Annotated in this window: 12 protein-coding genes; 6 read left to right on the top strand and 6 right to left on the bottom strand. The window is 72.6% G+C overall.

Translation table 11 applies throughout. The features are described from left to right. Nucleotides 1-6: 6 nt before the first annotated feature. From WME97_RS45215 to WME97_RS45195, 5 genes are all read right to left on the bottom strand, one after another. Complete coding sequence (locus WME97_RS45215; RefSeq protein ID WP_437547286.1) at nucleotides 7-2,055, bottom strand: DCC1-like thiol-disulfide oxidoreductase family protein; 2,049 nt, start codon at nucleotides 2,053-2,055, stop codon at nucleotides 7-9. Then, complete coding sequence (locus WME97_RS45210) at nucleotides 2,052-3,164, bottom strand: tryptophan 2,3-dioxygenase family protein (RefSeq protein WP_437555623.1); 1,113 nt, start codon at nucleotides 3,162-3,164, stop codon at nucleotides 2,052-2,054. Before WME97_RS45210 ends, WME97_RS45215 begins: the two co-directional genes overlap by 4 nt. 233 nt (nucleotides 3,165-3,397) lie before the next feature. Beyond that, a complete protein-coding gene (locus WME97_RS45205; RefSeq protein ID WP_437547285.1) occupies nucleotides 3,398-4,084 on the bottom strand; it encodes a hypothetical protein in 687 nt (228 codons plus the stop codon). 28 nt (nucleotides 4,085-4,112) lie between these two features. Then, nucleotides 4,113-4,625, bottom strand: coding sequence for a hypothetical protein (locus WME97_RS45200; protein ID WP_437547284.1), 513 nt, complete (start codon nucleotides 4,623-4,625; stop codon nucleotides 4,113-4,115). Nucleotides 4,626-4,814: 189 nt separating this feature from the next. Continuing rightward, nucleotides 4,815-5,156 carry a hypothetical protein gene (locus WME97_RS45195; protein WP_437547283.1) on the bottom strand — a complete coding sequence of 114 codons (342 nt, stop codon included), beginning with the start codon at nucleotides 5,154-5,156 and terminating at the stop codon, nucleotides 4,815-4,817. Nucleotides 5,157-5,332: 176 nt separating this feature from the next. Here WME97_RS45195 and WME97_RS45190 point away from each other — a divergent pair, with 176 nt between their 5' ends. From WME97_RS45190 to WME97_RS45180, 3 genes are read left to right on the top strand one after another with little or no spacing between them, the layout of a single operon-like run. Further along, complete coding sequence (locus WME97_RS45190) at nucleotides 5,333-6,403, top strand: DUF6531 domain-containing protein (RefSeq protein WP_437547282.1); 1,071 nt, start codon at nucleotides 5,333-5,335, stop codon at nucleotides 6,401-6,403. Continuing rightward, nucleotides 6,331-7,908 (top strand): RHS repeat domain-containing protein, encoded by a 1,578-nt coding sequence (locus tag WME97_RS45185; protein WP_437547281.1) that lies wholly within the window; start codon nucleotides 6,331-6,333, stop codon nucleotides 7,906-7,908. Before WME97_RS45190 ends, WME97_RS45185 begins: the two co-directional genes overlap by 73 nt. Before the next feature lie 37 nt (nucleotides 7,909-7,945). Then, nucleotides 7,946-8,959, top strand: coding sequence for a hypothetical protein (locus WME97_RS45180; protein WP_437547280.1), 1,014 nt, complete (start codon nucleotides 7,946-7,948; stop codon nucleotides 8,957-8,959). A gap of 176 nt (nucleotides 8,960-9,135) precedes the next feature. Here WME97_RS45180 and WME97_RS45175 read toward each other — a convergent pair whose 3' ends face one another. Further along, a complete protein-coding gene (locus tag WME97_RS45175) occupies nucleotides 9,136-10,611 on the bottom strand; it encodes an MBOAT family O-acyltransferase (protein ID WP_437547279.1) in 1,476 nt (491 codons plus the stop codon). A 398-nt stretch (nucleotides 10,612-11,009) separates the two neighbouring features. Between WME97_RS45175 and WME97_RS45170 the strand changes: the two genes are divergently transcribed. The 3 genes from WME97_RS45170 to WME97_RS45160 are packed head-to-tail and all read left to right on the top strand — an operon-like array spanning nucleotide 11,010 to nucleotide 13,164. Further along, nucleotides 11,010-11,570: a hypothetical protein gene (locus WME97_RS45170; protein ID WP_437547278.1), complete on the top strand. Its 561-nt coding sequence runs from the start codon at nucleotides 11,010-11,012 to the stop codon at nucleotides 11,568-11,570. A 3-nt stretch (nucleotides 11,571-11,573) separates the two neighbouring features. Beyond that, nucleotides 11,574-12,374: a polysaccharide deacetylase family protein gene (locus tag WME97_RS45165; protein WP_437547277.1), complete on the top strand. Its 801-nt coding sequence runs from the start codon at nucleotides 11,574-11,576 to the stop codon at nucleotides 12,372-12,374. A gap of 34 nt (nucleotides 12,375-12,408) precedes the next feature. Next, nucleotides 12,409-13,164: a SirB1 family protein gene (locus WME97_RS45160; protein ID WP_437547276.1), complete on the top strand. Its 756-nt coding sequence runs from the start codon at nucleotides 12,409-12,411 to the stop codon at nucleotides 13,162-13,164. Nucleotides 13,165-13,207 lie beyond the last annotated feature (43 nt).

The raw sequence follows: 13,207 nt of genomic DNA, 5'->3' as shown, positions 1-13,207 counted from the left end.
AGCGCCTCAGTTCGGCTTGCCGTGGTGCCGGAGGACGCTCGGCGGGATGGGTAGGCTCCGCTCGCCCAGCTTTCCCGTGCCACCTCGCGAGTGCGAGAACAGCTTGTCCCGCTCGAAGCTGCTCGGCGCGGGCTCGCCCGGCGCGGGGATCGGCGCCGAGACCCAGTACGCATCGAAGCCCGACAGCGACGCCTCGCGCCCTTTGCCGGACGCCTGGGGCCCGCCCTTCGCGAGGTAGTCGCGGAAGGCGCGCTGGTAATCGGACCACTCCGGCCGCCGGATGCGATCGAGGTAATCGGACCAGAGCTGGCCGAGCCGCGCCCCGGAATGCCCCGCAGGCTGGAGCCGCGGCTCCTCCCCGGTCAGCGGATCGATCGGCTCCGACGCGCGCGTCTGGCCGTCGATCACCATCAGCGCGTTGGCCCGCGGCGGCTCGGGCGCCATCACGTTCCACCTCGCCAGCATGCGCGGCCACGACGCCACGCCCGCGAGCACCGCCCCCTGCGGGACGGCCGCCGCGCCGGGCAGCGGGTTCTCCTTCGCCGTCTGCGCCACCACCGCGGCGAGCACCACGAGCACCGCCGCCTCCCGCAGCGACCCCAGCGCGAGCCGCGCCGTCCGCACCGCAGGCGCAGGGACGTCCGGAGCGAGGCCCGCGTCGCCGCCGTCCGCTCCGCCCTCGTCGGGCAGCGGGACCCCGCACGCCTGCCGCCCGAGGAGCTCGCTGATGCGGTGCCTGCGGGCCGCGACAACGTCGTAGAGCGCGTTCAGCAGGTGCGAGACGCCCGGCAGCTTGAGCGGCCAGGCGAGCCAGCCGAGCGGCAACGCCAGGAGCCCCTCGGTCACCGCGGCGCCCCGCATGTACACGCGCCCCTTCCGGTCGATCGCGAGCGCCGTCCGCTCCACGAGCTCCGGCGTGACCTCCTTCGGCATCGGCACGCGCTCCTCGGCCCCCGTCTGGTTGCGGACGTAGAGCTCGTCGAGCGTCACATTGCCCTGGAACGTCAGGTGCTCGCGCAGATCGAGCCGCTTGACCAGGCGCGCCAGGAGGAGGCAAACGCCGCAGTCGGCGTCGTACACGAGCGTGCGCGCGCGCCCCTCGCTCCAGGAGCGCTCGTACGCGTCCCAGAGCTCGCCGGGCAGCACCATCGGCGCCGCGGCGGCGAGCGCCCAGCCGAACAGCCCGAGATCGAAGAAGACCCCGAGGATCAGCCCGTGCAGGACCATCAGCGCGGCCGCGACCCCGCGCGTCCAGCGGAAGAGCGCCGGGACGAAGAGCAGCGCCGGGATCGCGAGCTGCATGGCCCACGTGCCGAACGTGAGCCCGCGCAGCGTGCCGAGCGGCAGGAGGTCGCGGAGCCAGATGCCCGCGTCGCTCGCCAGGCGCTCGGCGTGGAGCGCATAGTAGAACGCCGTCCCGTCGCGCCACGCATCGCCCCGCTGCTGGAGCGCCGTACAGAGGTAGATGAGGGCGAGCTGCAGCAGCACGGCCAGCGCGGCGAGCGACGTCGGCGACCACCCGGGCAGGCGCTCGGCCGCGATCTCGGCCTCCGAGGCCCTCGACCTGTCGTTCAGCTCCGTGTCGCGCTTCTCGTCCCGCAGCGCGAGCGAGGCGCGGAGGCTGTCGAGCGAGAAGCGGCTCCCGCACGGCAGGAACGCCGTGAGCGCGAGGATCGCGATCGCCGCGTAGTTGCCGGCGTTCTCCAGCAGGACGTTCCTCGACGTCAGGCTCACCAGCACGAGCAGCGAGAGCACATGGAAGACGCGCGTCCTGTGGCCGATGAGGAACAGGCCGTAGACGACGAGCGCCAGCGAGAAGGCGAAGTGGGCCTCTCCCTCCGTCGAGATGGCGTGGAACAGGCTGAAGACCTGCTGCTTGCCCCGGAGGTTGAAGAGGTGGTTGTGGTTCGGGAGGACGCCCTCGTTCGAGTAGAAGTCCCGCACCCATCGCCACCGACCGAAGAGGTCGGCGATAAGGACCAGCCCGAAGGTGATGCGAAACAACCCGAGCGAACGGGCATCAAGACGCAAGAAGTGATCGCGAAGTGATTTCACGGAGAGTCCTCGACACGGAATCCGTAATCCGATGCGTGCTCGAGCTCAGGGACGCTCGGCTTACGCAAGAGCAGGGAGCGCACCGTCCAGAGATCGCCGAAGACGCGGTAGCGCAGCGCGGTCTGGTCGAGGTAATCGACGCCCGCGGAGCCGCCCGTGCCGGTGCGCCGGCCGATCACCCGCTCGACCATCCGCGCGTGGCGCTGCCGCCAGATGAGCATGGCCTGCTCCATCTCCAGGATGCGGTCGAGCACCTCGCGCGGCCACGCGAGCCGGGGCAGCTCGCGGTAGCTCTCGATGAAGACGATCGCCGCGCGGACCGCCCGGCGCTTCTCGCGCGTGGCCGCGTCGGCCGCCGGATCGTCCTCGGCGAGCAGGAACGCCTCGGCGGCCGCGCTCTCCGCCTCGTAGCGCGCGCGGAGCCGCTCGACGTCCGGCGGGGTGAGCGCCTTGTCGATCGCCATCTGGACGCGGCGCTCGTTTTCCTGGCGCATCGAGCGCGTGTAGCCGCGCAGGAAGCTCATGACGCCCTCCGGCTCGCTCGATCCGTCGATCGGCGTCCGCGAGAGCCACTCGTCCAGGAAGTGCTTGAGGCTCGGTCCGCTCGCGAGCCTCGCCTCCACGCGGCGCGTGGCCGCCGAGGGCGCGCCGTCCGCGGTCTTGAGCGCCTCCTTGTAGCTCCCCTCCCGGCCGAGCGGGATCCGGAGCGCGTCGTCGAGGCCCAGCAGGAGCTCGATCTCGCGCAGCTGCGCCGACTGGAAGCCGCTCGCGGGGATGAGGCGATCGCGAAAATCGAGGTAATCGCGGGTCGTGAGCGTCTCCATGACCCGGAAGTGCTCGATCGCCTGCTCGAAGATGGTGACGACCCGCCGGAACGAGCGCGCCGCGGAGGCGAGCTTCTGATCGGGCACCGGGTTCTGGCGGAAGAGCTCGCGCGCCGAGGTGAGCTCCCGGAGGATGAGCTTGAACCAGAGCTCGTAGATCTGGTGGACGACGATGAACAGGGCCTCGTCGTTGCCGACCTTCTGCTCGTCGTCGTCGAATCCACCCTGGAGGGCGAGCAGCTCCTCGACGTGGATGTAATCCCAGTAATTCATGTCCTTGGTGATTCGAGAGGCGCCGCCAGCGGCGTTCGTGCGGCGTGTTCGCAGCAAGCGGTGCGCCCGCGCCACGAGCGGCGCCGGGAGTCTACTTCCCGCCCCCCAGGAAACGGAAGGGCCTGGCACGGGTCGCACGGATTGCGCGTCTGCGCAAAAAGCAACGGGATGCGCCGCCGGGCGAGCGCGCGCGGCGTGGCGCGGCGCACGCGGGCGCCCTCCACCGCGGGGCGCGCGCGGCGCGCTCAGGGCGCGCTCGCGCCGCCGGGAGGCGGATCGGCCGGGGCGCGCCGCACACCGTCGGGGCCCATGTCGATGGGCGGCGCGTAGCTCTTGAGCTCGGCCCGCTCGTAGCTCGCCCCGCCCGCGGCCTCGATCACCACCACGCCGACGTCCGGGCAGAACGTCGACACGTAGCGCGCGGGCCTGTCGCCGAGGCGCTCCTCCACGGTCTGCACGCACCCCGTGAACCGCCCCGCGGGCACCTCGATCGCCACGTCGACCGCGGCGATCCGCGCGCGGCCGCCGTGCTCGCCGGTCCACGTGGTGCCGGGCGCGATCGGCTCCTTGAGCACGAAGACGCCCGTGTCGCCGCGGATGACGCCCTCGCCGGTGAACTCGAAGCGCTTCACGCCCGAGGGGAAGCGGAGCTCGCCGCGGCGCGCGTCCGCGCGGTGCACGCGCGCGACGAGGAGGCCCTGCTCGCCGCCCTCGCTCAGGGTCGCGTAGTGGTAGATGTGCCCGTCGACGAGCGGGAAGTAGCGCTCGGCCCGCGTGCCCGAGGCGGCGCCCCGCTGCCCGTCGGGCGCCGCGTTCCACGCCGCGGGCCGACCCGGGCCGGGGGCGCTCCCGCAGGCGATCAGCGCGAGCGCGAGCGCGGCGAGCCACCGCGCGGGGGGGCGGCCTGAGGGACGTCCGGGCTCGGCGTTCACCGCGCTGCCTCCCAGGTCGTCACGGGCGTCACGGGGCCGCGTGGCCGTGGGACCAGTACCAGAGCGCGAGGAACGCGAGCAGCGCCATGGCCGCGACGAGCAGGACGACGGCGAGCGGGTCGGGGTCGATCCGGCGCAGCAGCGCCCGCGCCGCGCGGCGGAGCTCGTCGCGCTCGCGCTCGTGCTGCTCCGCCAGGTCATGCGAGGATTTCACCTCGTCGCGCGCCCGGTAGGGATGGTCCTCTTCCGGAGGCTCGCGGCTCGGTCTGTCGCGCTCGATCTCCCCGGCCAAGAGCCGCCTCGCGCCTTCCCGGACCAGCGCGTAGTCGCCGCGCTCGAACGCCTGCTCGAGGCGCTCGATCTCGGGATGGCGAGGGCGCGCCGGCGCGGCGTCGCCGGGGGGCGGCGCCGCCTTCTCGTCGCGCCGCTTCCCGCGCTTCTTCGTCGGGCGCCGCGGCTCGGCGTCGGACTGCGCGTCCGGCGGCGAGCTCGCATCCGGCTCGGGCCGGGCGTCGGTGTCGGCCTGCTCCGTGTCCGTCACGTACAGCTCTCGGTGGTGATGTAGGCCATGGCCGAACCCGCGGCAGATCCCCGGGACGGCGCAGGCTACCTCAGGCCCGGCCGCGCGTGCCCGAAAAAGGCCCGAAAAGCCGCTGTCCGCCGGCGCTTGCCACCGGCGGGCCGCCCGGGCGCCGGGCGGCCCGCCGGTGGCAAGCGCTGGGGCCCCGGCCTACTCGTACGGCAGCCGGTTCCGCTGCCGGTCGACCTCGGCCGGATCCGGGCGATCTCGCCACGGGACCATCGCCTCGCCCTCGCCGCTCACCACGCAGCGGAGCGCCTCGCAGGCGGCCCGGTAGTACGCCTTGCGACCGCAGCCGACGGCCTTGAAATGACCGCCGAGCTGCTCCTCGATGCGGACGTCCTTGTCGGCGCAGTCGAGGTCGGAGGTGGCGCGCGCCCGGACCATCGGCATCGCGTTCGACGGCACGTTGGACACGCTGCACGCCAGCGAGAGCGCGCCGGCGAGGAGGACGGCGAGGGGGGCGAGGGCGGCGAGAGGGGGCGGGCGCACGGCGAGAGCCTAGATCACAACGGGAGATCGCGCCGACTCATCTCTGCGCCGGCGGCGGCCATCCTCGTCCAGGCCGGGTGCGGTCTCCGTGCCGGCGGGACGCGTCGTCATCGCGGCCGAGCCCGTCACACTCCGCGGCCGTGGTCGAGCTGACACGTGCATAGACTGCCGCTCGAGTGGGTGGCTGCATGAAGGCGTGTCACGGCAACGAGCCCGGCACGCTGAAGGAGGTCGTCAGCTTCAACACGGGCGGGCCGTGCTTCCCGTGGCTCGGCGCGCCCAACGTGCTCATCGAGCTCGGCATGGCCGGCATCACCGGCAGCATGGGACAGATGAACAAGTCGATCACCGTCGGCGCGAGCGGCAGCGCCAGCGGCGCAGGGGGCGGGGGCGGCGGGGGCGGCGGGGGCGGCGGGGGCGCGGGTGGGGCAGGGGCGCCGGGCGCGGGAGGGCCGCAGGGCCCGAGCAACGGCGGGGGCGGGGGCGGCGGAAGCAACCAGGGTGCAGGGCCGCCCAGCCCGCCGGCAGCGCCGGCCGCGGAGGGGCAGGCCGGAGCCGGCCACCCGGTCGACGTGATCACCGGAACCCTGTACACGCCCCCGCGCACGGACTTCCTGCTGCCCGGCTTCCTGCCGGTCGCCTGGACGCGCTTCTACCGGACGTCGTCCGTCCGCGATCGCGTCGGGCTGGGCCATGGCTGGTCACACGCGCTCGCCTGGCGGGCGGAGCTCCGCGACGGCGTGCTCACGCTCATCGACGAGACGCTGCGCCGCACGGCCATGCGCGAGCCCGACGCAGGCACGGAGCTGCTCCTGCCATTCGGACGGCGACTGTGGTGGCAGAACGGCGCGCTCGTCGTCGACCTCGACGACGGGCTGCTCCGCGTCCTTCGGCCCGCGGGCGAGGCCGGGCAGTACCGGCTCGCGGCGCTCCGGGATCGGTTCGGCAACGCCGCCGAGATCCGCTGGGACGACGGCGAGGTGGTCGGCATCGTCGACTCCGTCGGGCGCCGCGCGTGGCTCGATCGCCAAGGGCCTTACAAGGTCTGGTGGGTCGAGCTCACGGGTGAGGACGGCGCCGTTCACCGCCGCCGGCTCGTGACGTACGAGAGGAGCAGCGGCTCGGCGGGTTCCGCTTCGTGGTGGAGCGGGCGTTCAACGCCAAGGGCCACACGGTGGGCCGACGTTACTCGACGGGCTGGGAGATCAAGCTCGAGCGGGAGCATGGCAGCGGCGTCGCGTCGATGACGATCGAGTCGGCGGCGGGGGTCGAGCGCATCCGCATCGAGGAGGACGGCCTGGGCCGCGAGACGGCGCGCGTGCGCGAGGGCGGCTATGCGATCCGCACCTCGCGGGACGATAGCGGGCGGCCGGTGGTCATCACGGTCGAGGACGCCGCGGGCCGGCCGCTGCGCGAGCGTCGGTATGCCTGGAGCGCGGCCGGGCCGGTGACGGAGGTCGAGGACAGCGCACACGGCAGGCGCCGTTACGCGCTCGACGTCTACGGCCGCCCGCTGGCGGTCGCGGGGCTCGGGGTCGAGGAGCAGTTCACCTACGACGTGAACGGCACGCCGGTCACGGGGTCGGGCGTCGTCGTTGGGCCGGCGGGCCGCGTGCAGCGCACCGAGACCGCGGCGTTCACGCGGGATGTGCTCGGCCGCCTGTCGGGGCGCGCTGCGCCGGATCGGCGCGGCACCTGGGCGTATACGTACGACGACCTGGATCAGCTCGCGCGCGCGGAGCGCGGCGACGGCTTCGTCGTCCAGTACCACTACGACGCCTTCGCCCGGCGGCTCGGCGAGCTCCGCAGCGACGGGACCAGCATCTGGTACGGCTGGGACGAGAACGCGCCGGTCGAGGAGATCGGCAGCGACGGCCGGTCGGTGCGCCGCGTGTTTGCGGACGACGAGCACACGCCGCTGGCGGAGGCCGAGGCGGGCGGCGCTTTCCGCGGCGTCGTCACGGACGCGGCGTCGACGCCGTGGCTCATGGTGGCTCCGACAGGCGCGCTCGCCTCGCTCGATCTCGGCGCGCTCGGCGCGGAGGGGCGCGCCGAGGGGAGGTTCACCGGGCTGCGCTTCGCCGGCCAGCGCCAGGACGAGCTCACGGGGCTCTGCTACCAGCGCGCGCGCTGGTACGCGCCCGAGATCGGGACGTTCACCACGGCGGACCCGCTCGGCCCCGACGCGTCGGCGTTCGAGGTGGCGTTCGCGCCCAACGTGACGGCGTGGATCGACCCGCTGGGGCTGGTGATCCTGCTGATGAGCGATGACTGGCAGTGCCGGCACGGCGCACAGTCACGTGCCGCGAAGACCGGCCAGCGCATCGTGCACTGGAGCGAGCTCGGACGAACGCCGAACGTGCTTGCGGGCGAGCCGAACGTCGATCTCTACGGGCATGGCGACCCGGGGCAGCTCGCCTATGCCTACGGTAACTCGTGGCAATACAACAACGAAGAGAAAGAGTGGCAGTGGGCGCCGAACTTCACTGGGCACGGGTGGTCGGGTCGGGATCTCGGCCAGCTTATTCACAGCGCCGGGTTCAGGGGCAGCGAAATCAATATGACGGTGTGCCATGGTGGAACGGATCCCCCGGGGCAGCCGGGAGGATCGATCGCACAGCAGGTCGCGAACGCAACGGGTGCGACGACCATTGGCTGCGTTGGCGACAAGATGTATGATCATCCAACCTTGCCCGGTGTGACGATCGCGGGGAAGCTCGGCAGGATGACGCCCTTCGAGCCGTCATCGTAGCCTCATCGAACCGGCTGATTCGCTCAGGAGAGGCCCAATGCCCATCACGATGTGTGCCACCCTTGCCGAGCCCCACGCCCCCGGGACGGATCTCGTCTTCTGCGTCCCGCTCGCGCTCGCCTGGCGCAAGCTGCAGGATCGCTTCGGCCCGCTGCGCTTCGAACCGCAGACGCCTCTTGCCGACGCAATGAACCGTGTTCCTCTCGACGAGGTCGTCAACCCCGCGTGGTGCGTCACCGGGGCTGGCTTTGGCGCCGAGGGAGTCCTCGAGCAACTGCGCAGCGAGCTCCATGCCAAGTTCCCTGACGCCGATCCGCGCCTGCTGCCAAGCCGCGTGGCGCCTGACGAGCTGCTCGCTTACGGCTATCTCTCGCGCGACCTCCGGTTCCCGACGGTCTTCGCCATGCGGGAGCGCTGGTTTCAGGGGCGGTATGTCCGCGCCTTCGGGATCGACGACGGACCACATCCCGACAACCCCGCCCGTCGCGCGCAGGTCATCGCACACGACTATGTGTCGTCGGACGAGTTCGTCATCGAGCTCTGCGCGGGCGAGACCGAGGATCGCATCGTCATCGCCCAGATCCCGCCCTGCAGTCGGCTCGGCGTCACGGTGGGGGCTGCGCTCGACCGGCTCGAGCGGCTGCGCCCTGAGGACCGCGCGCTCCAACCCGATGAAACGCTGTGGGTTCCACGGCTCGAGTTGGAGGTCTGCCGACGGTTCGACGAGCTCACCCATCGGCCTCTCTGCAATCGAGATCTTCAGGGCAGGAGCTTCGATGAAGTGCAGCAGCTGGTGAAGTTCAAGCTCGACGAGGCAGGCGCCAGCGTGACCGCGGAGGCGGTCATGCACGGGTATGGGGCGCCGGCGCGGAAGCGCTATTTCGTCGTCGCAGGACCTTTCCTGCTGATGCTGATCCGCCGCTCCGCGCCCATCCCGTACCTCGCGCTCTGGGTCGAGACCACGGCGTGGATGCAGGAGCAGCCGGCGCCCGCGCCCCCGGCATTCCCCCCGTTCGATCCGTCGTTATGGCCGGGGCCCCACCTGCGCTGATCGTGGCCCGCTCCCTCCGCCCCGTCGCGCACGCTCTGCACACGCGCCGCAGAGCGGCGGTCACCCGCACAGGAGACGGGTCCAGATCGGCGTTTTCGGCGCGGAAGCGCACTCCGGTGCGCTGAGCACCGAAAACGCCGAGATGGGCCCGTATCCGAAGCGGGTGACCGCCGCTCTCAGAACTGGAAGTATACGAACGGCACCGCGGCCGCGCTCGCCGCCTCGTGGAGCCCGATCGCGACGAGGAACAGCAGCGCGCCCTGCACCGGCGCAGGCGCCGCGATGAAGGCGCCGCGCGCGCGCTCGTAGAGGCGCTCCGGCACGTAATGGGACAGGAGCGCGACCCCGAGGAGCGCGACAAGCACGGGCGGGAGGTTCGGGTGGAAGGTCGTCAGCGTGCCGATCTGCCGCAGGATGAGCACGGCCTGCGAGAACGTCGGCACGCGGAAGAAGATCCACGCGAAGCAGACGTAGTGGAACGTCAGCAGCACGCACAGCGCCCGGATGAGAAAGCGGACGAAGGGCGAGCCCGCGGTCGCGCCCCCGCGCTCGCGCTCGCCGACCGGTCGCCGGCGCTGGACCGCGCGCTGGAAGGCGCGCGTCACGGCGAGGCCGAGGCCGTGGAGGAAGCCCCAGAAGACGAAGTTCCACGACGCCCCGTGCCAGAGGCCGCCGAGCAGCATCGTGATCATCAGGTTGCGGTACGTCGCCAGCTCGGAGCCGCGGTTGCCGCCGAGCGGGATGTACAGGTAGTCGCGGAGCCAGGTGGAGAGCGAGATGTGCCAGCGGCGCCAGAAATCGGCGAGGTTGTGCGCCTTGTACGGCGCGTCGAAGTTCTTCGGGAACCGCACGCCGAGCAGGAGCGCCGAGCCGATCGCGATGTCGGTGTAGCCCGAGAAATCGCAGTAGATCTGCGCGGCGTAGCCGTAGACGCCCGCGAGGACCTCCAGGGCCGAGTAGTTCTCCGGGCGCTCGAACACGCGGTCGACGAGGTTGAGCGCGAGCTGGTCGGAGAGGACGACCTTCTTCACGAGGCCGATCGCGACCAGGAACAGGCCCTCCCCGCCCTCCTCGAGGGTGAGGCTCGGGGCGCGCTCGAACTGCGGGAGCAGGTCCCGCGGGCGGACGATCGGCCCGGCGACGAGGTGCGGGAAGAAGGCGACGAAGAGCAGGTAGCGGAGGTAGCTCTTGTGGGGCGGGAGCTCGCCCCGGTACACGTCGACGACGTAGCTCATCGACTCGAACGTGAAGAACGAGATGCCGACCGGCGGCAGGAGCACCCGGAACGCGTGGCCCACGCTCGCCGGCTCGCCCGTGAGCAGGGCGCGGAGGGCCGCGGCGTTCTCGATCGCGAAGTTCCAGTACTTGAAGAACCCCAGGAACCCGAGGTTCAGCGCCACGGTGGCGATGAGCATCGCGCGCCGCGCCCGGGGCCGCTCCTCGCGGGCGATCGCGCGGGCGAGCAGGAAGTCGACCGTGGACGAGGCGAAGATGAGCGGCAGGTAGCGCCAGTCCCAGGCCGCGTAGAACCCGTAGCTCACGAGCAGCAGGAACACGAGGCGCGGCCAGGCGCCGGCGTACCGCACGAGCGCCCACGATCCGACGAAGACGGCGGCGAAGAACTCGGCGTAACGGAGGGTATTGAAGAGCACGGCCGGTCGGAGCCCGGGTCAGGCTGCGGCGAGGGGCGCGGCGCGCGGCGGGGCCGAGCGCATTGTCGAGGAGGAGCGGGCTACCCGGGCGGTGGGGGCCGTCTACCACAGGGAGCGCGGCGCGGTCGCGCTCCTGGCGCGGCCCGATGGCGCCGCGCGGTCGCGCTCACAACGCGGCGCCCTGCGGAACGGCGGCCGAACAGCGCGGAACAGCGCGGAACCGCCAGGAACCCCGCGGAACAGCGCCGAACGGCGCCGAACGGCGCCGAACGGCGCGGAACAGCGCCGAACGGCGCGGAACGGCGCCGGGAACGCGACCGCGCGGGGCCGCGTTTCAACGGCGCCATGGCGCCGCGCGATGTTGAACGGCGCCCCGCGTCGTGCCAAGGATGGATCTGATGCTGGGTCGCCTGATCCTCGGGGTTGTGAAGGGGCTCATCGTGGGGGGCCTGCTGGGCTTCGCGCTGGCAAAGCTCGGCTTCGCCGCGCCCATGGCGATCGTCGCCTACCTGGCCGCGGCGCTCGCCGGGGTCCTCGTGGGCCTGATCGCGGGCAAGCCCATCTGGGCGAAGGACGCGAAGATCGAGGCGGGGATGAAGGCCTTCGTCGGGGCGCTGCTCGGCGCTGGCCTGATGTACGCCGCGCGCAGGTGGCTCACCGTGCCGGTGCCGCTGCCGCTCGGCGAGCTCGGGGGCGCGAACCTGTCGCTCGGCGAGGCCGCGGGGGGCACCGGGACGTTCGGCGGCCTGGCGATCACGTCGCTCGCCGCGATCGCCGCGCTCCTCGGCGGCTTCTACGAGGCCGACAACGACCCCTCCGACGAGGAGAAGCCGGGCGCGAAGCCGGCGGTGAAGGCGGCGGCCGGGGGCAACAACAAGCGCATCGCCGCCTCCGCCGCGGCGGACGAGCTCGACGACGACTTCGAGGTCGAGCCCGAGAAGAAGCGCGCGAAGAAGTAGCCGGTGCCGTTCGCGCGGGCCCTCCTCTACGCGGCGTCGCTCGGCGCGCTCGCGCTGGTCGCGCGCTCGCTGCTCGTCGCGCCGGTGCCCATGGCGGTCGCGGGCGCGGCCATCGCCGGCTACCTCGCGCTCGTCCTGTGCGGGGTCTTCTTCCTCGGGCTCGGGATGTTCGTCGACGTGGTGAAGCGCGGCCCGCCCGGCGCGCGGGGCGTGGCGCTGACGTTCGACGACGGGCCGAGCCCGGAGCACACGCCGGCGGTCCTCGCGCTCCTCGACGAGGCGTGCGTGAAGGCGACGTTCTTCGTCATCGGCCGCAAGGCCGAGGCCCACCCGGAGCTCGTCCGCGAGATCGCGGCGCGGGGCCACGCCGTCGCCCTGCACAGCCACGCGCACGACCGGCTCTTCTCCCTGCGCTCGGCCCGCCGGGTCGAGCGCGATCTCCGGCAGAACCTCGACGTCATCGAGCGGATCACCGGCGCCCGCCCCACCCTCTTCAGGCCGCCGGTCGGCCACACGAGCCCGCGCATCGCCCGCGTGGTGGACGCGCTCGACCTCGACGTAATCGGCTGGTCGGCGCGGGGGTTCGACGGGCTCGCCGGGGCGGACCCCGGGCGGGTGGCGGCGCGGATCATCCCGGGGCTCCGCGACGGAGCGATCGTGCTGCTCCACGACGCGGCCGAGCGCGACGACCACGCGCCCGCGGGGCCCCTGGCGCTCCCGCGCATCCTGGCGGCGATGGAGAAGCGCAACCTGGTCGGGGTCCGCGTCGACGCGTGGCTCGACGACGGCGCGCGGGACGCCTAGACCATCTCCGTCGGGTGGCGCTACGCTCGGTCCGATGGCCGCGCCGGTGAGTCTGACGCTCTTTGCGCATATCGCCGGGAGACCGGAGGACGAGCTCGACCTCGCCGAGGCGGCGCTCCTCATCGACGACGCCGCGTACCCGGGCCTCGACATCCCGCACTACCTCGGCGTGCTCGACCGGCTCGGCGGCGAGGCGCGGCGCGCGGTCGATCGCCCCCTGCGCGCCGCGGAGGCGACGCCGGGCAGCGGCCCCATCGAGCAGCTGCTCCGCTGGTTCTACGGCGACCTCGGGTTCCACGGCAACTCCGGGGACTACTACGACCCGAAGAACAGCTACCTGCACGAGGTCCTGGATCGCCGGACGGGCATCCCCATCACGCTGGCCGTCGTCCTCCTCGAGGTGTGCTGGCGCGCGGGCCTCGAGGCCCAGGGCGTCTCGTTCCCGGGCCATTTCCTCGTGAGGACGCCGGTCCGCGGCGGCGTGCTGCTCATCGACCCGTTCGAGGGCCGCCTGCTCGGCCGGGACGACCTGCGCGCGCTGCACACCCGCGCCACGGGCGCCACGCGCGATCCGGAGCCGCGGCTGCTCGTGCCCGCGCAGAAGCGGCAGATCCTCGTGCGCATGCTGAACAACCTGCGGTCGATCTACTCGAGCCGCTCGGACGCGTCGCGGCTGCGCAGCGTGCTCGAGCGGATGCAGGTGCTCGCGCCGACCGACGAGCTCCGGAAGGAGCTCGATCAGCTCGGCGGCGAGCGCCCCTGGCCGTCGTCGGGTCGCGAGGTGAACTGACGTTGCGCTGACGGCGAGCCGCGCCCGGGCGGGCGCGGCGTCG

The sequence above is a fragment of the Sorangium sp. So ce367 genome (genome assembly GCF_051520455.1).
Taxonomy (GTDB): Bacteria; Myxococcota_A; Polyangia; order Polyangiales; family Polyangiaceae; genus Sorangium; species Sorangium cellulosum_B.
The sequence above is the reverse complement of the archived record's forward strand: the minus strand, read 5'-3'. Positions and strand labels throughout refer to the sequence as shown.